This is a genomic window from Caballeronia sp. LZ065, assembly GCF_031450975.1.
Taxonomy (GTDB): Bacteria; Pseudomonadota; Gammaproteobacteria; order Burkholderiales; family Burkholderiaceae; genus Caballeronia.
This window is the reverse complement of record NZ_JARUXV010000001.1, coordinates 729067-753778: the sequence shown is the minus strand read 5'-3', so window position 1 is coordinate 753778 and position 24712 is coordinate 729067. Positions and strand designations below refer to the sequence as shown.

Annotated in this window: 23 protein-coding genes; 15 read left to right on the top strand and 8 right to left on the bottom strand. The window is 65.1% G+C overall.

All coding sequences use genetic code 11. The features are described from left to right. The first annotated feature begins 17 nt into the window (after window positions 1-17). The 12 genes from QCE63_RS03535 to QCE63_RS03480 all read left to right on the top strand — a co-directional run bounded on the left by QCE63_RS03535 (window position 18) and on the right by QCE63_RS03480 (window position 12514). Window positions 18-1133 (top strand): PhoH family protein, encoded by a 1116-nt coding sequence (locus QCE63_RS03535; protein ID WP_309830586.1) that lies wholly within the window; start codon window positions 18-20, stop codon window positions 1131-1133. Continuing rightward, window positions 1130-1594, top strand: a complete 465-nt coding sequence (ybeY, locus tag QCE63_RS03530) for an rRNA maturation RNase YbeY (protein ID WP_309830584.1) — start codon at window positions 1130-1132, stop codon at window positions 1592-1594. The genes QCE63_RS03535 and ybeY overlap by 4 nt, the downstream gene beginning before the upstream one ends. 27 nt (window positions 1595-1621) lie before the next feature. Continuing rightward, the gene (locus QCE63_RS03525) at window positions 1622-2311 is read left to right on the top strand and encodes a gamma-glutamylcyclotransferase (RefSeq protein ID WP_309830582.1); all 690 of its coding nucleotides are present in this window, start codon (window positions 1622-1624) and stop codon (window positions 2309-2311) included. A 202-nt stretch (window positions 2312-2513) separates the two neighbouring features. Continuing rightward, window positions 2514-3419, top strand: a complete 906-nt coding sequence (locus QCE63_RS03520; RefSeq protein WP_309830579.1) for a transporter associated domain-containing protein — start codon at window positions 2514-2516, stop codon at window positions 3417-3419. Between the two features lie 99 nt (window positions 3420-3518). Beyond that, the gene (gene lnt / locus QCE63_RS03515; protein WP_309830577.1) at window positions 3519-5192 is read left to right on the top strand and encodes an apolipoprotein N-acyltransferase; all 1674 of its coding nucleotides are present in this window, start codon (window positions 3519-3521) and stop codon (window positions 5190-5192) included. Between the two features lie 171 nt (window positions 5193-5363). Next, on the top strand, window positions 5364-6392 hold the full coding sequence (gene glyQ / locus QCE63_RS03510; protein WP_309830575.1) for a glycine--tRNA ligase subunit alpha: 1029 nt from the start codon (window positions 5364-5366) through the stop codon (window positions 6390-6392). 17 nt (window positions 6393-6409) lie between these two features. Continuing rightward, the gene (gene glyS / locus QCE63_RS03505; RefSeq protein ID WP_309830573.1) at window positions 6410-8509 is read left to right on the top strand and encodes a glycine--tRNA ligase subunit beta; all 2100 of its coding nucleotides are present in this window, start codon (window positions 6410-6412) and stop codon (window positions 8507-8509) included. Between the two features lie 21 nt (window positions 8510-8530). Continuing rightward, the gene (gene gmhB, locus QCE63_RS03500) at window positions 8531-9088 is read left to right on the top strand and encodes a D-glycero-beta-D-manno-heptose 1,7-bisphosphate 7-phosphatase (protein ID WP_309830571.1); all 558 of its coding nucleotides are present in this window, start codon (window positions 8531-8533) and stop codon (window positions 9086-9088) included. 26 nt (window positions 9089-9114) lie between these two features. Continuing rightward, the gene (locus tag QCE63_RS03495) at window positions 9115-9888 is read left to right on the top strand and encodes a lysophospholipid acyltransferase family protein (protein WP_309830569.1); all 774 of its coding nucleotides are present in this window, start codon (window positions 9115-9117) and stop codon (window positions 9886-9888) included. A gap of 81 nt (window positions 9889-9969) precedes the next feature. Next, window positions 9970-10887 (top strand): SprT family zinc-dependent metalloprotease, encoded by a 918-nt coding sequence (locus QCE63_RS03490; RefSeq protein ID WP_309830567.1) that lies wholly within the window; start codon window positions 9970-9972, stop codon window positions 10885-10887. A 124-nt stretch (window positions 10888-11011) separates the two neighbouring features. Next, window positions 11012-11398, top strand: coding sequence for a lactoylglutathione lyase (gene gloA, locus QCE63_RS03485; protein ID WP_309830565.1), 387 nt, complete (start codon window positions 11012-11014; stop codon window positions 11396-11398). 183 nt (window positions 11399-11581) lie between these two features. Further along, the gene (locus QCE63_RS03480; RefSeq protein ID WP_309830564.1) at window positions 11582-12514 is read left to right on the top strand and encodes a DMT family transporter; all 933 of its coding nucleotides are present in this window, start codon (window positions 11582-11584) and stop codon (window positions 12512-12514) included. A gap of 12 nt (window positions 12515-12526) precedes the next feature. Here QCE63_RS03480 and QCE63_RS03475 read toward each other — a convergent pair whose 3' ends face one another. Beyond that, window positions 12527-13540, bottom strand: coding sequence for a DedA family protein/thiosulfate sulfurtransferase GlpE (locus QCE63_RS03475; protein ID WP_309830561.1), 1014 nt, complete (start codon window positions 13538-13540; stop codon window positions 12527-12529). A gap of 199 nt (window positions 13541-13739) precedes the next feature. On the opposite strand from QCE63_RS03475, the gene QCE63_RS03470 reads away from it, so the two are divergent. Then, complete coding sequence (locus tag QCE63_RS03470; RefSeq protein WP_309830559.1) at window positions 13740-14600, top strand: MBL fold metallo-hydrolase; 861 nt, start codon at window positions 13740-13742, stop codon at window positions 14598-14600. 7 nt (window positions 14601-14607) lie between these two features. Here QCE63_RS03470 and QCE63_RS03465 read toward each other — a convergent pair whose 3' ends face one another. Then, window positions 14608-15285 (bottom strand): FadR/GntR family transcriptional regulator, encoded by a 678-nt coding sequence (locus QCE63_RS03465; RefSeq protein ID WP_404990111.1) that lies wholly within the window; start codon window positions 15283-15285, stop codon window positions 14608-14610. Window positions 15286-15427: 142 nt separating this feature from the next. Between QCE63_RS03465 and dgoD the strand changes: the two genes are divergently transcribed. Continuing rightward, window positions 15428-16576 (top strand): galactonate dehydratase, encoded by a 1149-nt coding sequence (gene dgoD / locus QCE63_RS03460; protein ID WP_309830557.1) that lies wholly within the window; start codon window positions 15428-15430, stop codon window positions 16574-16576. Between the two features lie 24 nt (window positions 16577-16600). Here dgoD and pabB read toward each other — a convergent pair whose 3' ends face one another. The 4 genes from pabB to grpE all read right to left on the bottom strand — a co-directional run bounded on the left by pabB (window position 16601) and on the right by grpE (window position 22674). Continuing rightward, complete coding sequence (pabB, locus tag QCE63_RS03455) at window positions 16601-18400, bottom strand: aminodeoxychorismate synthase component I (RefSeq protein WP_309830554.1); 1800 nt, start codon at window positions 18398-18400, stop codon at window positions 16601-16603. Window positions 18401-18428: 28 nt separating this feature from the next. Continuing rightward, a complete protein-coding gene (gene dnaJ / locus QCE63_RS03450; protein WP_309830553.1) occupies window positions 18429-19571 on the bottom strand; it encodes a molecular chaperone DnaJ in 1143 nt (380 codons plus the stop codon). Window positions 19572-19816: 245 nt separating this feature from the next. Next, window positions 19817-21766, bottom strand: coding sequence for a molecular chaperone DnaK (gene dnaK / locus QCE63_RS03445; protein WP_309830551.1), 1950 nt, complete (start codon window positions 21764-21766; stop codon window positions 19817-19819). 299 nt (window positions 21767-22065) lie between these two features. Continuing rightward, entirely contained in the window at window positions 22066-22674 is a 609-nt protein-coding gene (gene grpE / locus QCE63_RS03440) for a nucleotide exchange factor GrpE (RefSeq protein ID WP_309830548.1), read from the bottom strand. Window positions 22675-23077: 403 nt separating this feature from the next. Here grpE and QCE63_RS03435 point away from each other — a divergent pair, with 403 nt between their 5' ends. Next, window positions 23078-23239 carry a hypothetical protein gene (locus QCE63_RS03435; protein WP_309807266.1) on the top strand — a complete coding sequence of 54 codons (162 nt, stop codon included), beginning with the start codon at window positions 23078-23080 and terminating at the stop codon, window positions 23237-23239. Here the strand turns inward: QCE63_RS03435 and QCE63_RS03430 are convergent. Further along, window positions 23211-23618 (bottom strand): RNA-binding S4 domain-containing protein, encoded by a 408-nt coding sequence (locus tag QCE63_RS03430; protein WP_309830546.1) that lies wholly within the window; start codon window positions 23616-23618, stop codon window positions 23211-23213. The two genes, QCE63_RS03435 and QCE63_RS03430, sit on opposite strands and share 29 nt — an antisense overlap. A gap of 25 nt (window positions 23619-23643) precedes the next feature. Further along, window positions 23644-24711, bottom strand: coding sequence for a ferrochelatase (gene hemH / locus QCE63_RS03425; RefSeq protein WP_309830544.1), 1068 nt, complete (start codon window positions 24709-24711; stop codon window positions 23644-23646). Window position 24712 lies beyond the last annotated feature (1 nt).

The following is a 24712-nucleotide window of genomic DNA, read 5'->3' as shown; positions in this document are numbered from 1 at the left end:
AGGACATTTGGTTCACTTTGAAGAACGCTCCCACGCAGCATCTGGAATTCACTGCCCCGCGCGAGGACAACGCGCGGCTCGCCAACCTCTGCGGCCCGCTCGACGAAAACCTGCGGCAGATCGAGCAGGCGCTCGACGTCACGCTGTCCCGGCGCGGCCACAAGATTTCGATCCGCGGACGCGGCGCCAAGGTCGCGCTCGCCGCGCTCGAAAACTTCTACAACCGCGCGCGCGATCCGATTTCCGTCGATGACATCCAGCTCGCGCTCGTCGAGGCTCGTCACGCCACGCGGCGCGCGAAGGAAGCACGCGCGGCCGGCGGCGAGGAAGGCGAAGCCGATCCGCGTTTTCGCGGCGATCTGGATCATCCGTTCGACGAACCCAGCGCGACGCTCGATCTCGGCGACGACGAAGATCACGGTCCGAAGCTCTACACGCGCCGCGCCGACCTGCGCGGCCGCACGCCCGCGCAGCGCGACTATCTGAAGCAGATCCTGTCGCACGACGTGACCTTCGGCATCGGCCCGGCAGGCACCGGCAAGACCTATCTCGCGGTGGCCTGCGCGGTCGACGCGCTCGAACGCGACCAGGTCAAGCGCATCGTGCTGACACGGCCGGCGGTCGAGGCGGGCGAGCGGCTCGGCTTCCTGCCGGGCGATCTCGCGCAGAAGGTGGATCCGTATCTGCGCCCGCTGTATGACGCGCTCTACGACCTGCTCGGCTTCGACAAGACCGCGAAGATGTTCGAGCGCCAGATGATCGAGATCGCGCCGCTCGCGTACATGCGCGGCCGCACGCTGAATCATGCGTTCATCATTCTCGACGAAGCGCAGAACACCACGCCCGAGCAGATGAAGATGTTCCTGACGCGGATCGGCTTCGGCTCGAAGGCGGTCGTCACCGGCGACACGACTCAGGTCGACTTGCCGCGCGGCCACAAGAGCGGGCTGATCGAGGCGCAGCATGTGTTGTCGGAAGTACGCGGCATCGCCATCACCCACTTCACGTCGGCAGACGTGGTGCGGCATCCGCTGGTCGCGCGCATCGTCGAGGCTTACGACGCGCAGTCGCAGAAGGACGCCGCGCTCGCCGAAGCGGCCCGTCAGGCACAACCCGCGAACAGGTCTGAATGAGTCCGCGCCTCACCCTGTCGATGCAGTTCCCCGCCGCCAAGACGTATCCGTCGCACAAGGCCGTGCTGCCGCGTGCGACGGTCGCGCGCTGGATCAAGGCAGCGCTGTTCGCGGACGCCGAACTCACCGTGCGTTTCGTCGATGAAGAAGAAGGGCGCGTGCTCAACCGCACGTACCGGCAGAAAGACTACGCCACCAACGTGCTGACCTTCGCCTACGCGGAATCCGAAGTCGATCCGGTGACGGGCGATCTGATCCTGTGCTGTCCGGTCGTCGAGCGCGAGGCGGCCGAACAGGGCAAGCCGCTTGACGCGCATTACGCGCATTTGATCGTCCACGGCACGCTGCATGCGCAGGGCTACGACCACGAAGTGGAAAGCGAGGCGCAAGAGATGGAATCGATCGAGACGGATATCATGCAGTCTCTAGGTTTTCCCGATCCTTACGTGCCGCTGACCTGAAGCCGGTCCGATGCCCTCTCACGCACCGTGAACGACAAGACACCCGATCCCGCGCAGTTTCCGCCTGTCACGCCCGCAATCGCCGCTGACGCTGACTATCCGCCCATGCTCGGAGACTCGGCGCTCTGGACCGATGCGCAGCTTGCCGCGTCGCGCGAAGCGGCGCTCGCGGGCTGGGACGGACGCTCCGACCTGTGGCTGTTCGGCTATGGCTCGCTGATCTGGAACCCCGGCCTGCCGACGCTCGAAGCGGTGCGCGCCCGCGTGCACGGCTACCATCGCGGGCTGTATCTGTGGTCGCGCGTGAATCGCGGCACGCCGGAACAGCCGGGCCTCGTGCTCGCGCTCGACCGCGGCGGATCGTGCTCCGGCATGGCGTTCCGTCTCGCGGGCGCCGACGCCGCCGAGCACCTCGAAGTCCTGTGGCGCCGCGAAATGGCGATGGGCTCGTACCGGCCGGCGTGGCTGCCCTGCACGTTCGCCGACGGACGGCGCGTCGAAGCGCTCGCATTCGTGATGCGGCGCGAAGCCAGCTCCTACACCGGCAAGCTTCCCGACCCCATCGTGCGCACCGTGCTCGGCTGCGCCAGCGGGCGCTACGGCACGACGCTTGACTACGTGAGCCGGACCGTCGAGGCGCTGCGGGAAAGCGGCATGCCGGACCGCGCGCTCGAAGCCTTGCTGAAACGCTGCCGGGCGCAACAGGGCACCGGATGACATCCGCGTCGCTTACGTATTTACGTATGAAGGTCACTTTCGCATGCCGTTCGGCCAGCGCCGGCCACCGGACACACTCGTCGCATATTTTTCCGCTAGCATGGTTTCCATCGCACACGCCGCGCCGCCCGGCCGGCGTTTTACCTTGGTGTATGCTTAACTTTCTGCTAATTTGCGCCCGGAAACGCCTGGGCGCTTCACTATGAACGAACCCTATCCCAGTCGACGCCATACCGACAAACCGCCGGAAAAGCGCTCGCTGCTCGAACGCCTGACCGATTTCATCTCGCACGAACCCGAGTCGCGCGACGAACTTCTCGAAGTGCTGCAGGACGCGCACGAGCGCAACCTGCTCGACGCCGATTCGCTCTCGATGATCGAAGGCGTCTTCCAGGTCTCCGATCTCTGCGCGCGCGACATCATGATTCCGCGTGCGCAGATGGACGCCATCAACATCGCGGACACGCCCGTCGAATTCATTCCCTTCGTGCTCGACAAGGCGCACTCGCGCTATCCGGTCTACGAAGGCAATCGCGACAACGTCATCGGCGTTCTGCTCGCGAAAGATTTGCTGCGTTACTACGCCGAAGAGGAATTCGACGTGCGCGGCATGCTGCGCCCCGCCGTCTTCATCCCGGAATCGAAACGCCTGAACGTGCTGCTGCACGACTTCCGCGTGAACCGCAATCACATCGCGCTCGTCGTCGATGAATACGGCGGCGTCGCGGGCCTCATCACCATTGAGGACGTGCTGGAGCAGATCGTCGGCGACATCGAGGACGAATATGACTTCGACGAGGAAGCCGGCAACATCATCGCCACGCCCGACGGCCGCCATCGCGTGCGCGCGCTCACCGGCATCGAGCAGTTCAACGAGGCCTTCGGCACCGATTTCTCCGATGACGAAGTCGACACCATCGGCGGTCTTGTCACGCATCGTTTCGGACGCGTGCCGCATCGTGGCGAAAAGGTGCGCATCGACGACTTCGCCTTCGAAATCCTGCGCGGCGACGCCCGGCAGATTCACGTCCTGCTCGTGCGGCGCGTGCCGAATCTCACGCAGCCGCATCATCACGCGGGCGACGACGAAGACGAACTGCGCGACTGATCGCCGCAATCGCCGCGCGAGCGGCGGGGCATCGCAGTACGCCACGCCGCGCCCGCCCTCCTCCGTGACCCCGCTTCCGTTTCATCTCGACCGTCATCAATGGCCGATTCATCGTCCCCCCTCTTCTCCCGCAAGCGCACCGCCTCCGTGACCCCGGCAGCTGCCGAATCGCCGCGCGCCCTGCCCTTCTGGCATTACCTCGTCGCCGCCGTGCTCGGCGCGGCGAACACGCTTTCGTTCGCGCCGACACCGCACGGCGGCTGGCTCGAACTCGTCATCTTCGCGCTGTTCTTTGCGTGGCTCACGCGCACCCGTGGCTGGCGCGGCGCCGCCATGACCGGCTGGGCCTTCGGCTTCGGCAACTTCGTCACGGGCGTGTGGTGGCTGTATGTCAGCATGCACGTCTATGGCGGCATGGCCGCGCCGCTCGCCGCAGCGGCCGTCGCGCTGTTCTCGCTGTATCTCGCCGTGTATCCGGCGCTGTCGAGCGTGGTGTGGTCGCTGGTCGCGGGCCGGGCCCGCTTCGGCGATGAAGACGCCGCCACCGCGCGCGACATCGACGCCTCGCCTCGCCATGCGCCGACCTGGCACGGCGCGTTCGCCTTCGCGAGCGCCTGGGCGCTGGGCGAATGGCTGCGTGGCCTCGTGTTCACCGGCTTTCCGTGGCTCGCGAGCGGCTATGCGCAAGTCGATGGTCCGCTCAAGGGCTTCGGCTCGGTCGTCGGCGTGTATGGCGTCGCGTGGGTGCTCGCGCTGGTTGCCGCGCTGATCGTCCAGGCGGTACATCAGTGGCGACGCGCGGGTCTCGGCGCGCGCACGCTGACTCCGGTGGCGGTGGTTGTCGCGCTGCTGGCGGCGGGCATGCTGCTGTCGCTCGTGCAATGGACCACGCCCGCCAACGCGCCGCTCAACGTGCGCCTGTTGCAAGGCAACGTGAAGCAGGAAATGAAGTTCGAGCAGGCCGGCGTCGATGAATCGCTCGCGCTCTACAAGCGTCTCATCACCGAGAAGCCCGCCGATCTGATCGTCACGCCGGAAACCGCGCTGCCGGTGCTGTCGGTGCAGATTCCGCAGGACTTCGCCGTGGCCATCCGCAACTTCGCCGACACCACCAACTCGTCGATCCTGTTCGGCGCGATCGGCGTCACGATCCTGCCCGACGGCCGCGCAACCGACTACACCAACAGCCTGTTCGGCGTCACGCCGCGCGTGAACGGCGTCTATCGTTACGACAAGCATCACCTCGTGCCCTTCGGCGAATTCGTGCCCTACGGCTTCCACTGGTTCGTGCGCCTGATGGGCATCCCGCTCGGCGATCTCGCGCGCGGCCCGATCGCGCAGAAGGCGTTCATCGTGCACAACCAGCCGGTCGCCGTCGATATCTGCTACGAGGACATCTTCGGCGAAGAAATCGCGCGCACGATCCGCGAACAGGAAACGCCCGCGGGCATTCTCGTCAACTCGACGAACCTCGCGTGGTTCGGCAACACCATCGCGCTCGACCAGCATTTGCAGATTGCCCGCATGCGCTCGATCGAAACCGGCCGGCCGATGCTGCGTGCCACCAACACCGGCATGACGGCGGTGATCGCGGCCAATGGCGATGTCGTGTCGAAGCTGCCAGTCTTCACCACGGGCGTGCTCGAAGCGACCGTTCAGGGCACCTCCGGCAGCACGCCCTACGTGACGAGCGGCAACATGACGGTGATCGCCATCTCGCTGATCCTGCTCGCGTTCGGCTTCGCGTTCGCGCCGAGCCGCAAGCGTTCGTAGCGCGCTCGCCCGAAGGCCGCGCAACGCGGCCGGCACACTTGCTTCCACGGGACACGGGTCGGCCAAAAACCGCACCCGTTCCCCGTTCGGATAAAATTCAATGTTTAGCGCTTCGGCCGGTTCACTGAATCGCGTCCTCACGACGATGGCCGCGCCCCGCACAAGGCAATCATGCTCACTTTCCAGCAAATCATTCTGACGCTGCAGTCCTACTGGAACGAGAAGGGTTGCGCGCTGCTCCAGCCGATCGACATGGAAGTCGGCGCGGGCACCTCGCACGTCCACACGTTCCTGCGCGCGATCGGTCCCGAACCGTGGCGCGCGGCCTATGTTCAGCCCTCGCGCCGCCCGAAGGACGGCCGCTACGGCGAGAACCCCAACCGCCTGCAGCACTACTACCAGTATCAGGTGGTGCTCAAGCCCGCGCCGGAAGACATCCTCGACCTTTACCTCGGCTCGCTCGAAGCGCTCGGCTTCGACCTGAAGCAGAACGACGTGCGCTTCGTCGAGGATGACTGGGAGAACCCGACGCTCGGCGCGTGGGGCCTCGGCTGGGAAGTGTGGCTCAACGGCATGGAAGTGACGCAGTTCACCTATTTCCAGCAGGCGGGCGGCATCGACTGCAAGCCGGTGCTGGGCGAGATCACCTACGGTCTCGAACGTCTCGCGATGTATCTGCAGAAGGTCGAGAACGTGTACGACCTGGTCTGGATCGAGTGGGAAGAAGACGGCCCGAACGGCAAGGCGCTGCGCCGCCTCACTTACGGCGACGTGTATCACCAGAACGAAGTCGAACAGTCCACCTATAACTTCGAGCACGCGAACGTCGACCTGCTCTTCACTTTCTTCAAGAGCTACGAGGAAGAAGCGAAGAAGATGATCGAGGCGAAGCTCGCGCTGCCGGCGTATGAACTTGTGCTGAAGGCGGGCCATACGTTCAACCTGCTCGACGCGCGCGGCGCGATCTCCGTGACGGAGCGCGCGGCGTACATCGGCCGGATTCGCGCGCTGTCGCGTCTCGTCGCCCAGGCTTATTACGAGTCGCGCGAGGCGCTCGGCTTCCCGATGCTCGGCAATCCGGTGAAGGGCGACCGCGACCTCGTCACCGACGAACAGGAAGCGCAGCGTCCCGCCTGGACGCCGCCGCTCAAGCCCGAAAGCACGCCGCCGGGCGAACGCAGCAACAACGAACAGGTTTGACGAGGCTCGACAGAACAATGACGCAATCCCATCACGCTTCCCTGCTCGTCGAACTGCTGACCGAGGAACTTCCGCCGAAGGCGCTGGCACGTCTCGGCACCGCTTTCGCCGATGGCATCGTGGAGCGTCTCGCCGCGCGCGACCTGATCGACGGCGCGCCTGACTTCGAGAATTACGCGACGCCGCGTCGCCTCGCCGTGCTGATCCGCAACGTGCGCGATGTCGCGCCGGAAAGACAGGTACGCGAGAAAGTGCTGCCGGTGACGGTGGCGCTCGACAAAGAAGGCAATCCCACGCCTCCGCTCGCGAAGAAGCTGGCGGCGCTCGGCTTCCCCGACTTCCCGCTCGCCGATCTCGAACGCGCGCAAGACGGCAAGGCCGAAGCCTTCTTCCTGCGCTATGCCGCGCCGGGCGCGACCTTGAGTGAAGGCCTGCAGGCCGCGCTCGACGAAACCCTCGGCAAGCTGCCGATTCCGAAGCTCATGACCTATCAGCGCCCGGACGGCACCAGCGTGCAGTTCGTGCGTCCGGTGCAACGCCTGATCGCGCTGCACGGCCGCGAGGTGGTGCCGGTCAGCGCACTCGGCATCGATGCCGGCGACACGACCCTCGGGCATCGCTTCATGTCGGAAGGCCTGGTTCCCATCACGCACGCCGAAGACTACGCCGACACCCTGCGCACGAAGGGCCGCGTGGTCGCGAACTTCGACGACCGCCGCGAATCCATTCGCACGCAATTGCAGGCGTTCGCGGGTGAAGACCGGGTCGTGATGCCTGAAGCGCTGCTCGACGAAGTGAACGCGCTGGTCGAATGGCCGGTGGTCTACGAATGCCGCTTCGACGAGGAATTCCTGCAGGTGCCGCAGGAATGCCTGATCCTCACGATGCAGACGAACCAGAAGTACTTCGCGCTCACCGACCAGAACGGCCGCCTGCGCTCGCGCTTCCTGATCGTGTCGAACATCGATACGAAGACGCCGGGCGAGATCGTCGAAGGGAACGAGCGCGTCGTGCGCCCGCGTCTCGCCGACGCGAAGTTCTTCTTCACGCAGGACAAGAAGAAGCGTCTTGAAGACCGCGTGCCGCTGCTGGCGAACGTCGTCTATCACAACAAGCTCGGTTCCACGTTGCAACGCGTCGAGCGTCTCGAGTCGCTGGCTGGCGAGATCGCGCCGATGGTTGGCGTCGATGCCGCGCTGACACGCCGCGCCGCGCGGCTCGCGAAGGCCGACCTGCTGACCGACATGGTCGGCGAGTTCCCGGAACTGCAAGGCATGATGGGCACGTACTACGCGCGCCACGACGGCGAGCCGGAAGAAGTCGCGCTCGCGTGCTCCGAGCATTATCAGCCGCGCTTCTCCGGCGACGACACGCCGTCCACCGGCGTGGGCGCCGCGGTCGCGCTCGCGGACAAGCTGGAGACGATCGTCGGCATCTGGGGCATCGGCCTCGCGCCGACCGGCGAGAAAGATCCGTTCGCGTTGCGCCGTCACGCGCTGGGCGTGCTGCGCATCCTGCTCGAGAAGAAGCTGCCCGTCGACCTGCGCGAACTCGTCGCCGCCGCGCAGCGCCAGTTCGCCAACGTGCCGCACGTCGCGGATTCGCAGGAAGCCGTGTACGCGTTCTTCCTCGACCGACTGCGTGGCCTGCTGCGCGAACGCGGTTTCGAGGCCAACGACATCGAAGCGGTGCTGAGCCTGAACCCGACGCGTCTCGACGACATCGTCGCGCGCCTCGACGCCGTGCGCGAGTTCGCCACGCTGCCGGAAGCCGCGTCGCTCGCGGCGGCCAACAAGCGCATCTCGAACATCCTGAAGAAGTCGGAACAGGGGGCGCCGGGCGCGGTGAATCCGGCTCTGCTGGTCGAAGCGGCAGAAAAGAATCTGTACGCGCAAATCGAGCAGGTGACGCCGCGCGTTCAGAGCACGCTCGCCGCGCGCAACTACACCGAAGCGCTGACGGCGCTCGCCGCGCTGCGCGAAGCGGTGGACACCTTCTTCAACGACGTCATGGTGAACGCAGAAGATCCGGCCTTGCGCAACAACCGCCTGGCGTTGCTCCATGCGTTGCATCAGCAGATGAACTGCGTCGCGGACATCTCCAAGCTCGCGGCCTGAAGAGAGTAAAAAGGACGCACCATGGGCGTGAACAGGAAACTGGTGGTGCTCGATCGCGACGGCGTCATCAACGTCGACTCGGACGCCTACATCAAGTCGCCAGACGAATGGGTCGCCATTCCCGGCAGCCTTGAAGCCATCGCGCGGCTGAACCAGGCGGGCTACCGCGTGGCCATCGCGTCGAATCAGTCGGGCATCGGACGCGGCCTGTTCGACATGGCCGCGCTCAACGCGATGCATCAGAAGATGAACCGCGCTGCCGCGTCCGTGGGCGGCCGGATCGATGCCGTGTTCTTCTGCCCGCACACGGCCGAAGACCAGTGCGACTGCCGTAAGCCGAAGCCCGGCATGCTGCAGCAGATCATCGACCGGTTCGAGATCGACGCGGACGACACGCCCCTCGTCGGCGATTCGCTGCGCGATCTCCAGGCCGGCGAGACGCTCGGCTTTCGTCTCCATCTCGTGCTGACCGGCAAGGGCGAGAAAACGCTCAAGGAAGGCAATCTGCCGGAAGGCACCGTCGTCCACAAGGATCTGCGCGCCTTCGCGCTCGACCTGATTGCAAAGCATCAGGACTGACCCGCCGTTCGTTTCGCTGAGACTCCATGCGCTTCATCCGTTCGTTGTTGCTGCTGATCTATTTCATCGTGTACACGGTGCCGTACGCGACCGCCTGTTTCATCGCGTTCCCGTTCATGCGCGCCGACCGGCGCTACTGGATGGCCGCCGGATGGTGCAAGTCGACCATCGTCGTGCTGCGGCATCTGGTCGGCATCCGCTACCGGATCGAAGGCATGGAACATCTGCCGGACGGTCCAGCCGTCCTGCTCTCGAAACACCAGTCGGCCTGGGAGACGCTCGCGTTCCCCGCGCTGATGCCGCGTCCGCTCTGCTATGTCTTCAAGCGCGAACTGCTCTTCGTGCCGTTCTTCGGCTGGGCGCTGGGGCTGTTGAAGATGGTGCATATCGACCGCAAGCAGGGCCGCGATGCGTTCACGTCCGTGACGCGCCAGGGCCGCGCGCGCATGGACGAAGGCGCGTGGGTCATCATGTTTCCCGAAGGCACGCGCACGCCCACGGGCAGCCAGGGCAAGTACAAGACCGGCGGCGCGCGCTTCGCGGTGGCGACCGGCGCGCCGGTCGTGCCGATCGCGCATAACGCCGGGCGCGTCTGGCCGCGCCATTCGTTCATCAAATATCCGGGTATAGTCACAGTGTCGATCGGCAAGCCGATCGACACCGCCGGTCTCACGCCCGAGGAAGTCAACGTGCGTGTCGAAAGCTGGATCGAAACTGAAATGCGCCGCATCGATCCGCACGCCTACACCGCGCCAACCGCACCGCCGGGCCGAGCCGGCGCCGCGGGCGCGGGCCGCTGAGCGGCCGGGCATCAGGTCGACCACGGCGTGCCCTACTCGTTCTTCTCGTCATTCCTGCGCCGCGAGCGCAAAGCCGAACCGATGCAGAAGCCCCCATCGCGGCAGCGTCCCGCCGTCGCGCTCGATACCCTGCAACTCGATCTGCCGTTCGAGCATGCGCCCGCCTATTCGGGTGCGCCGTCCGCAAGCGGTCCCGCGCCGCTGCGTGGCGACATTCCGCATGCCGAACCCGCGCCGGTCCTCACGCCAAGCGCACCGCCCGCGCCGCTGCCGGAAGGCGTGCGCCTGCGCCGCATCACGCTCAAGGCGGGCACGCTCGATTACCGGCTGAAACGCTCGTCGCGGCGCACGATCGGGTTCTGCATCGACGGCACCGGCCTCGCCATCACCGCGCCGCGCTGGGTGACGATCGCGGATATCGAAACCGCGATCCTCGACAAGCAAACCTGGATCGTCAACAAGCTCACCGAATGGCAGACGCGGGTCGAGCAGCGCGCGCTGCCGCGTATCGAATGGAAGGACGGCGCGCAGTTTCCGTATCTCGGCAAGACCATTCACGTGGCGCTCGGCGCGGCCGCGTCGCTGTCCTTCGATGACGCGACGAGCCTGCTCTCGCTGCCGCTGCCCGCACACGCGGATGCGCAGCAGATCAAGGATCGCGTGCAGGGCTGGCTGCAATCGGAAGCGAAGCGCATCTTCGGCGAGCGGCTCGTGGTGTACGCGGCGAAGCTCGGCGTCGAGTATCACGCGTATGCGCTGTCGTCGGCGGCGACGCGCTGGGGCAGTTGTTCAAGCGACGGCAAGATCCGCCTCAACTGGCGGCTGATTCACTTTCCGCTGTCGATCATCGATTACGTGGTCGCGCACGAACTCGCGCATCTGCGCGAGATGAACCATAGTCCGCGTTTCTGGCAGACGGTCGAGTCGATCTTCCCGGAGTTCCGCGAGGCGCGGCACACGCTCAAGCATCATCCGCCGGACCTGCTGCCGGCGCTTTGAGGGCTCCGGCAAGGCCGCGGCGCCAACGGTACAATTTCATCCGCATCCCCGCCGCAGGCGCACGGGGCTACACCCGAACACAATCGCGCCGCGCGGGCATCTCCCCCACAACAGGAACCCCATCATGCGACTCCTTCATACGATGCTGCGCGTCGGCGACCTGCAGCGTTCGATCGATTTCTACACGCGCATTCTCGGCATGCACGTGCTGCGTCAAAGCGAAAACACCGAGTACAAGTACACGCTCGCGTTCGTCGGCTACGGCCCCGAGAGCGAACACAGCGTGCTCGAACTCACCTACAACTGGGGCACCGAGAAGTACGACATGGGCACCGCGTATGGCCATATCGCGCTCGAAGTCGACAGTGCCGCCGATGCCTGCGAACGCATCCGCCAGGCGGGCGGCAAGGTCACGCGCGAAGCCGGTCCCGTCAAAGGCGGCACGACCGTGATTGCGTTCGTCGAAGATCCGGACGGCTACAAGGTCGAGCTGATCGAAAAGCATTCCTGATGCAGGCATGACACCACGCGCCGCACCTTCGCTGCGGCGCGCCTCCCGCGCCCGATCTCCACGGGCACGTCCCGGCCTTTCAGTCGTCTCGCCCGTTCGCTGGCACAATCGACGCTCCAAATCTGTGCATGACCGTTGCGCGTGTCGCGCCGGCCGTGTGCGCCACCGTCAACGAACCAGCCGATGAGCACCTCTCCCCTCACCGCGCGTCGCCCGCTGGACGCCACCGCCGTCATCACGATGATCGTGTTGTGCGGCGCGTGGGGCTTCCAGCAGGTTGCGATCAAGGAGGCGAACGCGTCGATTCCGCCGCTGTTGCAGGCCGGCATCCGTTCGCTGATCGCCACCGTGCTGCTGTGGCTCTGGACCCGCATGCGTGGCGTGCCGCTGTTCAGGCGCGACGACACCCTGACCGCCGGCCTGCTCGCGGGCCTGTTGTTCGGCGGCGAGTTCGTCTGCATTTTCTTCGGTTTGAGCCTCACCAACGCCACGCGCATGGCCGTGTTCCTGTACACCGCGCCGTGCTTCACTGCGCTCGGCCTGCACTGGTTCGTCGCGGGCGAGCGGCTCGCGCGCGCGCAGTGGTGCGGCATCGTCCTCGCGTTTTGCGGCATTGCGCTCGCGTTCGCGGACGGCTTCCTGCATGGTCATCCGCCAAGCGGGTCTGTCATGCAAGGCGTCGCGGGCGATGCGCTCGGCGTGCTCGGCGGCATCCTGTGGGCCGCGACGACGGTGCTCATTCGCGCGTCCTCGCTGTCGCATGCGAGCGCGAGCAAGACGCTGTTCTATCAGCTGGCGGTGTCGGCGGTGTTGTTGCTCGCGCTGGCGGTCGGCGCGGGACAGACGCAAGTGGGCACGGTGTCGCCGCTTGCCCTCGCGAGTCTCGCGTATCAGGCGGTGATCGTCTCGTTCATCAGCTATCTGACATGGTTCTGGCTGCTGACACGCTATCTGGCGTCGCGCTTGTCCGTGTTTTCGTTCCTCACGCCAATCTTCGGCGTGGGCTTCGCCGTGTTGCTGCTGGGCGAGCACGTCAGCGTGCGGTTCATGACCGCCGCCGCGATGGTACTCGCAGGCATCGCGCTGGTGAACCGGCCAGCGCGGCGCCGCGCCTGACGCCGCCCGGGCTCACTCCGGCGCGGTGGCGCGGATCGTCACCATGTCGTGATCGATATCGTCGTGAGTGGCGGGAACGTGCAGGTGCTCAGCGGAAATCGGCTCGACCGGATAGCCATGTTTCTCCCACGCGTCCAGCCCGCCCTTCAAGGGCCGCACATGCCGGAAGCCCTTGTCGCGCAATTGCCGGGCGATGATCTTCGCCGTCGCTTCGTTCGGACACACGCAGTACACGACCACCTCGTGCTCCGCATAGAGCTGATCCGCGCGATCCGGTGAATCGAGGTCCAGCGCGACAGCGCCCGCAATCCGGTACGGCTCCTTGCGGCGCACTTCCGGCGGACGCGCGTCGTAGATCACGGGCGGCATCGCGGAGCGCATCATTTCGTCGAGCTGGCCGGGCGTGATGTGATACTTCTCGAGCCACTGGCGGAACTGCGCGCGCCGGATCCAGCGATACAGCAGAAAGCCAAGCGCAAGCATCGCCAGAATGTCGATGACCGTGGTGCCGTTGGCGCGCACCAGCACAATGAGCCGGCCGATCTGCTCCTGCAGCGCCGCGCCGCCGAGCATCCAGAAACTCGCCCACGCGGTTGCGCCGATCAAATCCCACAGCACGAACACCCGGATCTCTATCTGCGTGGTGCCGAGCAGCGGCGCGGACACGAGCCCGAGTCCCGGCACGAACTTCGACAGCGCGAGCAGCGGCACGCCAAAGCGCTCGAACCAGCGACGCGCGGTGCGCAGCGTCGAGTCGATCGACAGGGAGAAGCGCACGAGCGAGTTGAGGAAGCGCCGGCCATACAGACGGCCGGCTGCGAACCACAAGGAGTCGGCGATCAGCACCGCCAGCACGGCGGCCAGCAACATTTGCCAGAACGACGCCGCGCCGGAGGCGACGAGCGTGCCGGCTAGAATGAGCATCGGCGCGGCGGGGACCGGCACGCCGAGTTGCGTCGCGAGGACGCTGACGAAGACGGCCCACGCGCCCCACGACGTTGCAAGCGAGGTCGGGACGTGCGGCATGTTGTTTTCTCGATGAGGCTTCTTCTTGCGCGATCAGTGACGCACTGAGTAGCGCAATGCGCAGCGCACGGGGAGCCGGCGCAAAGGGTTACACTTTATCTCGATCCCGGCAAACCCGCCCAATGGGTCCGGCCGGCATCGGCTGACTTCCCTATGTGCGGGCAAAGAGACGCCAAGCAAGGGAACAGGGAGCATCAACATGCAACCGACCATTCAGCCCTTCCACGACGCCGCCACGGGCACGATGACCTACGTGGTCTTCGAGCGGCCCGGTTCGCCTGCGGCGATCATCGATTCCGTGCTCGACTACGACCCGAAGGCCGCGCGCACCTCCACGCGCTCGGCCGATGCCGTCATCGCTTTCGTGCGCGCGCAGCGGCTCGCGATCGAGTGGATTCTCGAAACCCATGCGCACGCGGATCATCTGTCAGCCGCGCCGTATCTGAAGCGGCGGCTCGGCGGGAAGATCGGCATCGGCGAGTCCATCCGGACCGTGCAGCACGTGTTCCGGAAGATCTTCGATCTCGAGCCGGCCTTCCGGCTCGACGGCTCCCAGTTCGATCATCTCTTCCACGACGGCGAGCGTTTCGCCATCGGCGAGCTTGCCGCCGATGCGCTCTTCGTGCCCGGCCACACGCCCGCCGACATGGCGTATCGGATCGGCGATGCGGTGTTCGTCGGCGACACGCTGTTCATGCCGGACGCCGGCACCGCACGTTGCGACTTCCCGGGCGGCGACGCACGCACGCTGTTTGGCTCGATCGGACGTCTGCTGGCGCTGCCGCCCGACACGCAGCTATTCGTCTGCCACGACTATCCGCCCGATTCGCGCGCTGCCCAATGGCAGGCGACCGTGCGCGAACAGCGCGAACGCAATATTCATGTGGGCGGCGGCAGGGGCGAAGCCGAGTTCGTTGCCATGCGCGAGGCCCGCGATGCGACGCTCGGCATGCCGACGCTCTTCCTTCCCGCGATTCAGGTCAACATACGCGCCGGGCGGTTTCCGGATCCATCCGGCAACGGCACGACCTATCTCAAGATTCCGCTCAATACACTCTGAGCGCGTCTCAGGCCTCGATCCGCCCGCGCGTCACGCCGAGCAGATCCGCCATCGCGCGGCGCGCGGCGGCGGCATCACGGGCGACGATCGCGTCGAACACGGCGGTATGTTCCGCGAGCGACGCGTTGTACACCTCCGCCCGCTTTGCATTGAGGCGCAACTGACCTTCGAGGGTCCGCTCGATCAGCGCGCCGAGCGGAATCAGCAGTTCGTTGCTGCACGCCGCCAGCACGCACAGGTGAAACGCGAGGTCGGCACGGACCCACTCGTCCATGTTCTGCGCGTCGGCCATGGCCTGGTGCGCCCGCGTGAGACACGCGAGGGTGTCGTCGTCGTGATTGTCGGCGGCGAGCGCGGCCGCGTACGGCTCGATCATCTCGCGCATTTCCTGCAGCTTGAGCGCGAACTGGAGCGGCGGCGACACGCGCGAGTACCAGTCGAGCATGTCGGTATCGAGCAGGTTCCACGCATGCCGTGGGCGCACGCGCGTGCCCACTTTCGGCCGCGACTCGACCAGCCCTTTCGATGTCAGCGTGCGCAACGCCTCGCGCAGCACGGTGCGGCTGACATCGAAGCGCTCCATCAATTCCGCCTCGCGCGGCAAGGCTGCCCCGGGCGCGATGTCGCCGCGCAGAATCGCCAAGCCCAGTTCATGGGCAACGCGGCCATGCAGATCTCGATGAATGATGGCCTCCAATTGAGTGCTGGCAGGATTATCCGGTATTTGTCTGATGTGCCAACTGCTTTACGTTGAGTCCAAATAATACTATTAATATGCTCACTGAACCTGTTTTTGCTAACATGCGAAATCCCTCTGGAGACGCTCTATGAAAATCACGAAACTCGAGACCTTCATCGTTCCGCCGCGCTGGTGCTTCCTCAAGATCGAAACCGACGAAGGCATCACCGGCTGGGGTGAGCCCGTCGTTGAAGGCCGCGCGCATACGGTGGCCGCCGCCGTCGACGAACTGTCGGACTATCTGGTGGGCCGTGATCCGCGCCACATCGAAGACCTGTGGCAGGTGATGTACCGTTCGGGCTTCTATCGCGGCGGGCCGATCGGCATGAGCGCGATCGCGGGCGTGGATCAGGCGCTGTGGGACATCCTGGGCAAGTATCACGGCGTGCCGGTGCATGCGCTGCTCGGCGGCCAGGTGCGCGACAAGATCAAGGTGTACTCGTGGATCGGCGGCGACCGTCCGAGCGATGTCGCGAACAACGCGCGCGCCGTGGTCGAGCGCGGCTTCAAGGCCGTGAAGATGAACGGCTCGGAAGAGCTGCAGATCATCGACACCTTCGACAAGGTCCAGGGCGTGATCGACAACGTGCGCGCGGTGCGTGAGGCGGTGGGGCCGAACGTGGGCATCGGCGTGGACTTCCACGGCCGCGTGCACAAGCCGATGGCCAAGGTGCTCGCGAAGGAACTCGACCCCTTCAAACTGATGTTCATCGAGGAGCCGGTGCTGTCGGAGAACGTCGAGGCGCTGCGCGACATCGTCAACCAGACCAGCACGCCCATCGCGCTCGGCGAGCGGCTCTATTCGCGCTGGGACTTCAAGCACATCCTGGCGGGCGGTTACGTGGACATCATCCAGCCGGACGCGTCGCATGCGGGCGGTCTCAGCGAATGCCGCAAGATCGCGACCATGGCAGAAGCCTACGACGTCGCGCTCGCGCTTCATTGTCCGCTCGGGCCCATCGCGCTTGCGACCTGCCTGCAGATCGACGCCGTCAGCTACAACGCGTTCATCCAGGAACAGAGCCTCGGCATTCACTACAACAAGGGCAACGACCTGCTCGACTACATCAAGAATCCTGAAGTCTTCAAGTACGACGACGGCATGGTGTCGATTCCGCAGGGACCGGGCCTCGGGATCGAGGTGAACGAGGAGAAGGTGCGCGAGATGGCGAAGGTCGGCCATCGCTGGCGCAATCCTGTGTGGCGTCACGCGGATGGCAGCGTGGCCGAGTGGTGATCTTCTTCTTGTGAGGGGGCGGCGTCAGTGCTTGAGCGTCGCCTCTAACGCGCCGCGCAGCGCGTTACTCACGAGCAAGGCGTCGGCGCGCTTCAGGTCCGCTGGCGTCAGCGTGCGTTCAGCCGCGCCGAGTTCTTCCATCAACACCGCTCGCATCACGCCGGGAAGTACGCCCGCGTCGATCGGCGGCGTCCACCACTTGTCGTCCAGACGGACGAACACGCTGGACCGGCCGCCTTCGGTCAGCTCGCCGCGTTCGTTGCAGAACAGCATGTCGAACGCGCCTTCTGCTTCGGCGGCCTTCCATGCACGGTCGTAGTCGCCCCGATGGGTGGTCTTGTGGCGCAATAGCGGATCCGCCGATGCACGCGGCGCAAAGCCACGCTCCAACGCGAGGAGCACGGCGACGCCGGGCGTCGGCAGGCTGCCGAGCGGCGCGCCCGTGAGCGCGAACTGCCCGCGCTTGTCGAGTGCGATCCGCAAGCGGTACGGCGTGTTTTCCTCGAAGCCGGCGCAGTGCTGCGCGACGTGTGCGGTCAGCGCGGCCTCGTCGAACCGGAAGCCCAGGCTGGTAGCACTGCCTTTCAATCGCGCGATGTGCCGGGCGTAATGACGTACGCCCTCGGCACGAGTCGCATACGTGGTCTCGAAGAGTTCGAAACCCGGATCGGCGCCGGTCAGGAAATGCGCTTTCAACAGACACTCCTGGTATTCGTCGGCGGCGACGCTGTCAAGCACGATGCCCGCGCCGATGCCCAGCACGCCGCGCTGCTGAGCGGCATCGACGACGAGCGTACGGATCGCGACCGACAGACGGCAGTCGCCGTTCGCATCGAGCCAGCCGATTGCGCCGGTGTACAGACCGCGCGGCGATGTCTCGATCTCGTCGATCAAGTGCATCGTCCGATACTTCGGCGCCCCGGTAATCGAGCCGCACGGAAACAGCGCGCGCATCAGGCCGGCGAAGTTCGTGCCGGGAATCGCGCGGGCCTCGATGGTCGAGGTCATCTGCCACAAGGCCCCATAGGACTCGACGGAAAACAACGCCGGCACGTGCACCGAACCCGTGACCGCAACGCGCGACATGTCGTTGCGCAGCAAGTCGACGATCATCACGTTCTCGGCGCGGTTCTTCGGGTCGCTGCTGAGCGCGTCCGGCGGGGTATCGCGCGGCGCGGTGCCTTTCATCGGTCGCGTGCGCAGTTGGTCACCCTGTTTCTCGAAGAACAGTTCCGGCGAACACGACACCACCGACCTGCCGTCCGGCAGCGCGATCAACGCGCCGTAGTGCACGGCCTGGCGCTCCCGCAGACGCCGGTAGAGGGCGAGCGGCGAGCCGAACACAGCGAAATTCAGGCGAAACGTGTAGTTGATCTGATAGGACTCGCCTTCGCGCAAGGCCTGTTGCACGGCGGCGATGGCGGCATCGAATTCGGCGTGCGTGACGCTCGGCTCGATGTCCGCAATACCCGCCACCGAAGGCTGCGCGTTCCCGGCGTCCTGCGACGCGAGCCACGCGCTCGCTTCATCACGCGAAAGAGGCTGGCAGGCGCGGAACATCAACACACGCAACGCCTGGTCTTCGCCACGGCCACGGCGGTTGAATTGCAGATTGCGACCGAACTCGTAATCCGCGACCACCACCGCATGCAGTCCCGCTTGCAGGTCGCGTTCGATTTCTCCGCACACGGCGTCGAGCGCCTGCGGGTCCACACACGTGCGTTCGTGCGCGAAATCCGTGTACAGACGACTCGACCGCCTTCGGGCGGTCGAGTCGTGGTCGTCGAGCAGCGCGAATACCGCGCTGCGCTCCTCGGTCTTCATGACAGTGCTCGCGCTTCCGTCGATCGCATCAGTCAAAGAAGCTCTTTACGCGGTCGAACCAGCTCTTGCTTTGCGGACTATGCCGCGCGCCGCCTTCTACCAGTGACTTCTCGAACTGCTTCAGCAGATCGCGCTGCTGCTCCGTGAGCTTGACCGGCGTTTCCACCTGCACGTGCACGTAGAGATCGCCCGCGATGCTCGAACGCAAACCCTTGATGCCCTTGCCCCGCAGACGGAACGTTTTGCCCGACTGCGTACCTTCCGGCACGGTGAAGCTGGCGCGCCCGGCGAGCGTCGGCACTTCGATCTCGCCGCCCAATGCTGCCGTGGTGAACGGAATGGGCATCTGGCAATGGAGGTCGTCGCCGTCGCGTTCGAACACCGAGTGCTGCTTGATGTGGATCTCCACATACAGGTCGCCGCTCGGCCCGCCGTTGATGCCCGGCTCGCCGTTGCCCGCCGAACGGATGCGCATGCCGTCGTCGATGCCCGCCGGAATCTTCACTTCCAGCGTCTTGGTTTCCTTTACCTTCCCCTGGCCGTGACAGTTCGTGCACGGCTCGGGGACGTACGTGCCGGTGCCGTGGCACTTCGGGCACGTCTGCTGGATGCTGAAAAAGCCCTGCGACATGCGCACCTGGCCTTGGCCATGACAGGTCGGGCAGGTTTCGGGCTTGGTGCCCGGCTTCGCGCCCGAGCCGTGGCAGACGTTGCAGTTGGCCCAGCTCGGCACGCGAATCTGCGTGTCGTAGCCGTGCGCCGCCTGCTCCAGCGTGATTTCCATGCTGTAGCGCAAGTCCGCGCCGCGATACACCTGCGGGCCGCCGCGCCCACGGGCGCCGGCTGCGCCGCCGCCCGCGGCCTGACCGAAGATGTCGCCGAAGATATCGCCGAAGGCGTCCGCGAAACCGCCAAAGCCCTGCGCACCCGCGCCCGCCATGTTCGGATCCACGCCCGCATGACCGTACTGGTCGTAGGCGGCGCGCTTCTGCTGGTCGGAGAGCATTTCGTAGGCCTCTTTGACCTCCTTGAAACTCTCTTCCGACTTCTTGTTGTCCGGATTGCGGTCAGGGTGATACTTCATCGCGAGCTTGCGATATGCCTTCTTGATCTCGTCGTCGCTCGCGTTTTTCGCGACGCCCAGAACCTCGTAGTAATCCCGTTTCGCCATATCGGTTCAATGCCGCCGCGCTGAAGCGGCAGTTCCTGTCAGATGCCCGGACCGCCAGGCCCGCGCTTTGAAACTTTCGCGCCGTGCTCGAACGCGCCGAATGAGGCCTCGAGCATGACACGCTGAAAAAACAACGTGCCCGGGGAGCCGCGAGGCCCGCCAGGCGCGTTACACGTCAGACGCGTCCCGCGTCCCGGTCAAACCACCGCGGGCGCGGGACGTTGCCATCCACGCGCCCTTGCGGCTTAGTCCTTCTTCACTTCCTTGAAGTCGGCGTCGACGACGTCGTCGTGCTGCTGGCTCGCGCCCGCATCCGCCGACGCGCCCGCTGCACCGGCTGCCGCAGCCGCAGCGCCTTGCTGCGCCTGCATGTCGGCGTACATCTTTTCGCCGAGCTTCTGCGATGCCGTAGCCAGCGCCTCGACCTTCGCTTCGAGCGCGGTCTTGTCGGCGGCGTTGTCCTTCAACGCGTCTTCAAGATCCTTCAACGCGGCTTCGATCTTTTCCTTCTCCGACGCGTCCACCTTGTCGCCGTATTCGGCAACGGCCTTCTTCGTGCTGTGAACCAGTGCGTCACCCTGATTGCGTACGTCGGCCAGTTCACGCAGCTTGCGGTCTTCGTCGGCGTTGGCTTCGGCGTCCTTCACCATATGGTCGATTTCGGCGTCTGTCAGGCCCGAGTTCGCCTTGATGGTGACCTTGTTTTCCTTGCCGGTTGCCTTGTCCTTCGCGCCGACGTGCAGGATGCCGTTCGCGTCGATGTCGAAGGTCACTTCGATCTGCGGCGTGCCGCGCGGCGCCGGCGGGATGCCTTCGAGATTGAATTCGCCGAGCAGCTTGTTGCCCGCGGCCATTTCACGCTCGCCCTGGAACACCTTGATGGTCACGGCGCCCTGGTTGTCATCCGCCGTCGAATACACTTGCGCGTGCTTCGTCGGGATCGTGGTGTTCTTGTTGATCATCTTCGTCATGACGCCGCCGAGCGTTTCAATACCCAGCGAAAGCGGCGTGACGTCGAGCAGCAGCACGTCCTTGCGGTCGCCCGACAGAACCTGGCCTTGAATGGCCGCGCCAACCGCCACGGCTTCGTCCGGATTCACGTCACGGCGCGGATCCTTGCCGAAGAACTCCTTCACCTTTTCCTGCACCTTCGGCATGCGCGTCATGCCGCCGACGAGAATCACGTCGTCGATTTCGCCGACCTTCACGCCCGCGTCCTTGATGGCGATGCGGCACGGTTCGATCGTGCGCTCGATCAGTTCTTCGACGAGCGCTTCGAGCTTGGCGCGGGTGAACTTGAGGTTCAAGTGCTTCGGACCTGACGCGTCTGCCGTGATGTACGGCAGGTTGATGTCGGTCTGCGCCGTGGACGACAGTTCGATCTTGGCCTTTTCAGCCGCTTCCTTGAGGCGTTGCAGCGCGAGCACGTCCTTCGAGAGGTCGACGCCCTGTTCTTTCTTGAACTCGCCGATGATGTAGTCGATGATGCGCTGGTCGAAGTCTTCACCGCCGAGGAACGTGTCGCCGTTGGTGGAGAGCACTTCGAACTGCTTCTCGCCGTCCACGTCCGCGATTTCGATGATGGAAATGTCGAACGTGCCGCCGCCCAGGTCGAACACGGCGATCTTGCGGTCGCCCTTTTCGGCCTTGTCGAGACCGAAGGCGAGCGCGGCTGCCGTCGGTTCGTTGATGATGCGCTTGACTTCCAGGCCGGCGATGCGGCCCGCGTCCTTCGTGGCCTGGCGCTGGCTGTCGTTGAAGTACGCCGGAACCGTGATGACGGCTTCCGTCACCGGCTCGCCGAGGTAGTCTTCAGCGGTCTTCTTCATCTTGCGCAGCACTTCCGCGGACACCTGCGACGGCGCGAGATTCTTGCCGTGCGCCTCGACCCATGCGTCGCCGTTGTCGTGCTTGACGATCTTGTAGGGCATCAGGTTGATGTCCTTCTGCACTTCCTTCTCTTCGAAACGGCGGCCGATCAGGCGCTTGACCGCGTACAGCGTGTTGCGCGGATTGGTGACCGACTGACGCTTCGCCGGCGCGCCGACGAGGATTTCGTTGTCGTCGAGATACGCAATGATCGACGGCGTGGTGCGCGCGCCTTCCGAGTTCTCGATGACCTTGACCTGATTGCCTTCCATCAGCGCCACGCACGAATTCGTGGTGCCGAGGTCGATGCCGATGATTCTGCCCATTTTTTATACTCTCCTAGCTTTGATCGCAGTGGCGTTACGGCGGCCGGGTGGATCGCCTGATGCCGGCGGATTTCGCCGGCTCATTCGCCGATTTACCGGGCCGAACGCCCAAAATTCATACCTGTACGCAAGATAAGAGCGCCAGTTTCGATTTCAAGACCCTGGAACCGATGCGGTCTATAGTTTTTTTGCGAAGCGGGCGGCTGCTTGCGCGGCAACTGGACGGACGAACCGTCCAACTCGCGCCGCCGAGCCGGCCGGATCGCTCAAGCGCAACTCATACGTAACTTGAGCGCGCCTTATTTCGGGGCCGCGACGGTCACGAGCGCCGGACGCAGCACGCGGTCGGCGATCACAAAACCCTTTTGCAGCACCGAAACGACCGTGTTGGCATCCTGCTCGGCGGGCACCATCGAAATGGCCTGATGACGATGCGGATCGAACTTCTCGCCGACCGGATTCAACGCCACGACACGGCCCTTTTCGAGCGCGCCCGTGAGCTGCTTGAGCGTCAGTTCTACGCCCTCGCGCACCTTGGCGAGGTCGCTCGACTGGTCGGCAAGCGCGGCTTCCAGGCTGTCCAGCACCGGCAGCAGGTTCTCCGCGAAGCTTTCGATCGCGAATTTATGCGCCTTCGACACATCGTCCTGGCTGCGGCGGCGGACGTTTTCCGTCTCCGCCTTCGCGCGCAGGAAGTCCTCCTTCAGCGCAACGATGGTGGCCTGCGCCTCGGCAAGCGCGGTGTCGGCCACATCCGCCGCGGGCTGCGCGGCAGCCGCTGCGTTGGGCTGTGCAGACTGCGCCGTTTCGGCTGCCGGCTGCCCAGGATTGGCATCGGCGGCCTGGCGCGCGGTTTCGTCGGCGGGCGTGGGGTTCTGGCTCGCTGAATTCTCTTGCGTGTTTTCCATGTCGCTGAATGTGTATTGCTGTGAGTTGAATCGGATGGGGAAACGGCGCATTGCGCTGTTTTCCGCACTAACGGCGGAAGTTGGGGCGGCAGGCACATTTTCAAGCCGGGGCCGCGAACTTTTCGGACGATTTTCAGCGCGCAGACGAAGCGCTGACGCCTGAAACAAGCGGTAACGCGCGTATTGCCGCACCGCGCAGAATGAGATTGAGGGAAAGCCCTCGGTCTTCTACACTCCAGAGTAGCACCGCAGAAAGCACGTTAACCCTAATCCTACGAATGCTTCAAATCGCTGCTTCGCATTGCTTGCGTCAAATCGCTTTTGGCCCTTGCCCGTTTCCTGACCCTGCCCCGTAGCGCCCGCATGCGCCTCGCGGCCGGGGAAACCCATCACCGGGGGTACCATGAAACTGACCTTTGCTATCGCGGTGGTCGCCCTGGTACTCGTCGCGGGCACGACCACCATCTGCATGTCAGGCGCGGTCACCGACCGCACCACCGAATACGGCGGCGTTCACGCCACCATGGAACGCTACTTCAATCCGAACCAGAAAGTTTGTCGATGACGCGCCGGTCGCGCTTCGTCGGCCTGCCCTGCAGCTGGGCGGCCGGCTCGCGGAAGGTCCGGCGGCGTTCTGCTTCGGCCATGCGTTGCGCGCGTCCGTCTTCCGTCTCGGCATAGAGCGTCTGCGCCACGCTGGCCGGGCCCCGCACGTCACACACGCCCAGCACTTCAACCTGCCAGACGATTCGTTCGATGTCGATCTCGACGAGATCGCCCACACGCACTTCCTTGGACGGCTTTACACCCGCGCCGCCGATCTTCACGCGGCCCTTCTCCACTGCATCGCTTGCGAGCGAACGCGTCTTGAAGAAGCGTGCCGCCCACAGCCATTTGTCGATGCGCAGCCGCGCGCCGGGTTCCGTCGAAATGGTGTAGTTCATCGCTGCTTGCTGGTTGGAGCCGGATTCACGCGACCGCGCTGACCGGCTGCTGGACCTGCACGGGCCATCCTTGCAGATGCTGCGCCGCGATTTCGCCGATGCCCTTGATCCACGCGGGCGACGCGTTCAGGCAAGGAATCCGGTGAAAGTGCTTGCCGCCGGCCTTCAGGAACTCGTCGCGCACCTCGATGCCGATTTCCTCGACGGTCTCCAGACAATCCGCCGTGAAACCGGGGCAAAACACGTCGACACGCGTCACGCCGCCCGCGCCCAGTTCCGCAAGAGTAGGCGCGGTATAGGGCTGCAGCCACTCCGCGCGGCCGAAGCGCGACTGGAAGGTCACGCGGCACTCCACCGTCGTAAGCCCGAGCGCGGCGGTGAGCAGCGAGCCGGTCAGCTGGCACTGGTCGTGATACGGATCGCCGAGATCCATGGTGCGCTTGGGCACGCCGTGGAAGCTCAGCACCAGTTTGTCGCCAGCGGCGAAATCCGGCGCGCCGTGATGCCGCCAGTAGTCGCGCACCTGCTCGGCCAGCGCCGCGATATACGCCGGATGATCCGCATAGTGGCGCACCGTGCGGATCTCGGGCTGATTGCGCACACGCTTCAGGGCGGCAAAGGCGTCGTCGAAGGCGGTGGCCGTGGTGGAGGACGAATACTGCGGATACATGGGCAGGAGCAGGATGCGCTCCGCGCCTTCGAGCTTGAGCTGATTCAGCATGGCGCCGATTCCCGGGGTTCCGTAACGCATTGCATAGTCCACGATCACGCGATAGTCGTTCGCCGCGAACAGCCGCCGCAATCCTTCCACTTGCTTCTCGGTATGCACCCGCAACGGCGAGCCTTCCGGCATCCACACCTGCGCATACTTGCGGGCCGAGGCGCGCCCGCGCAGCGGCAGGATCAGCACGCGCAGGATGATTTGCCAGACCAGCGATGGAATCTCCACCACGCGCGGGTCCGAGAGGAACTGCGCCAGATACTTGCGCACGGCCCGCGGCGTGGGCGCGTCCGGCGTGCCGAGATTGATCAGCAGCACCGCGACGCGATGTGAAGCGCTGGGCTGCGAGGGCAACTCGAGGTCGAAACGCATA

Coding starts and splice junctions, on each gene's coding strand:
- ybeY (WP_309830584.1), top strand. CDS start 1,130: ATGAGTCCGCGCCTCACCCTGTCGATGCAGTTCCCCGCCGCCAAGACG.
- QCE63_RS03520 (WP_309830579.1), top strand. CDS start 2,514: ATGAACGAACCCTATCCCAGTCGACGCCATACCGACAAACCGCCGGAA.
- lnt (WP_309830577.1), top strand. CDS start 3,519: ATGGCCGATTCATCGTCCCCCCTCTTCTCCCGCAAGCGCACCGCCTCC.
- glyQ (WP_309830575.1), top strand. CDS start 5,364: ATGCTCACTTTCCAGCAAATCATTCTGACGCTGCAGTCCTACTGGAAC.
- glyS (WP_309830573.1), top strand. CDS start 6,410: ATGACGCAATCCCATCACGCTTCCCTGCTCGTCGAACTGCTGACCGAG.
- gmhB (WP_309830571.1), top strand. CDS start 8,531: ATGGGCGTGAACAGGAAACTGGTGGTGCTCGATCGCGACGGCGTCATC.
- QCE63_RS03495 (WP_309830569.1), top strand. CDS start 9,115: ATGCGCTTCATCCGTTCGTTGTTGCTGCTGATCTATTTCATCGTGTAC.
- QCE63_RS03490 (WP_309830567.1), top strand. CDS start 9,970: ATGCAGAAGCCCCCATCGCGGCAGCGTCCCGCCGTCGCGCTCGATACC.
- gloA (WP_309830565.1), top strand. CDS start 11,012: ATGCGACTCCTTCATACGATGCTGCGCGTCGGCGACCTGCAGCGTTCG.
- QCE63_RS03480 (WP_309830564.1), top strand. CDS start 11,582: ATGAGCACCTCTCCCCTCACCGCGCGTCGCCCGCTGGACGCCACCGCC.
- QCE63_RS03475 (WP_309830561.1), bottom strand. CDS start 13,540: ATGCCGCACGTCCCGACCTCGCTTGCAACGTCGTGGGGCGCGTGGGCC.
- QCE63_RS03470 (WP_309830559.1), top strand. CDS start 13,740: ATGCAACCGACCATTCAGCCCTTCCACGACGCCGCCACGGGCACGATG.
- dgoD (WP_309830557.1), top strand. CDS start 15,428: ATGAAAATCACGAAACTCGAGACCTTCATCGTTCCGCCGCGCTGGTGC.
- pabB (WP_309830554.1), bottom strand. CDS start 18,400: ATGAAGACCGAGGAGCGCAGCGCGGTATTCGCGCTGCTCGACGACCAC.
- dnaJ (WP_309830553.1), bottom strand. CDS start 19,571: ATGGCGAAACGGGATTACTACGAGGTTCTGGGCGTCGCGAAAAACGCG.
- dnaK (WP_309830551.1), bottom strand. CDS start 21,766: ATGGGCAGAATCATCGGCATCGACCTCGGCACCACGAATTCGTGCGTG.
- grpE (WP_309830548.1), bottom strand. CDS start 22,674: ATGGAAAACACGCAAGAGAATTCAGCGAGCCAGAACCCCACGCCCGCC.
- QCE63_RS03435 (WP_309807266.1), top strand. CDS start 23,078: ATGAAACTGACCTTTGCTATCGCGGTGGTCGCCCTGGTACTCGTCGCG.
- QCE63_RS03430 (WP_309830546.1), bottom strand. CDS start 23,618: ATGAACTACACCATTTCGACGGAACCCGGCGCGCGGCTGCGCATCGAC.
- hemH (WP_309830544.1), bottom strand. CDS start 24,711: ATGCGTTTCGACCTCGAGTTGCCCTCGCAGCCCAGCGCTTCACATCGC.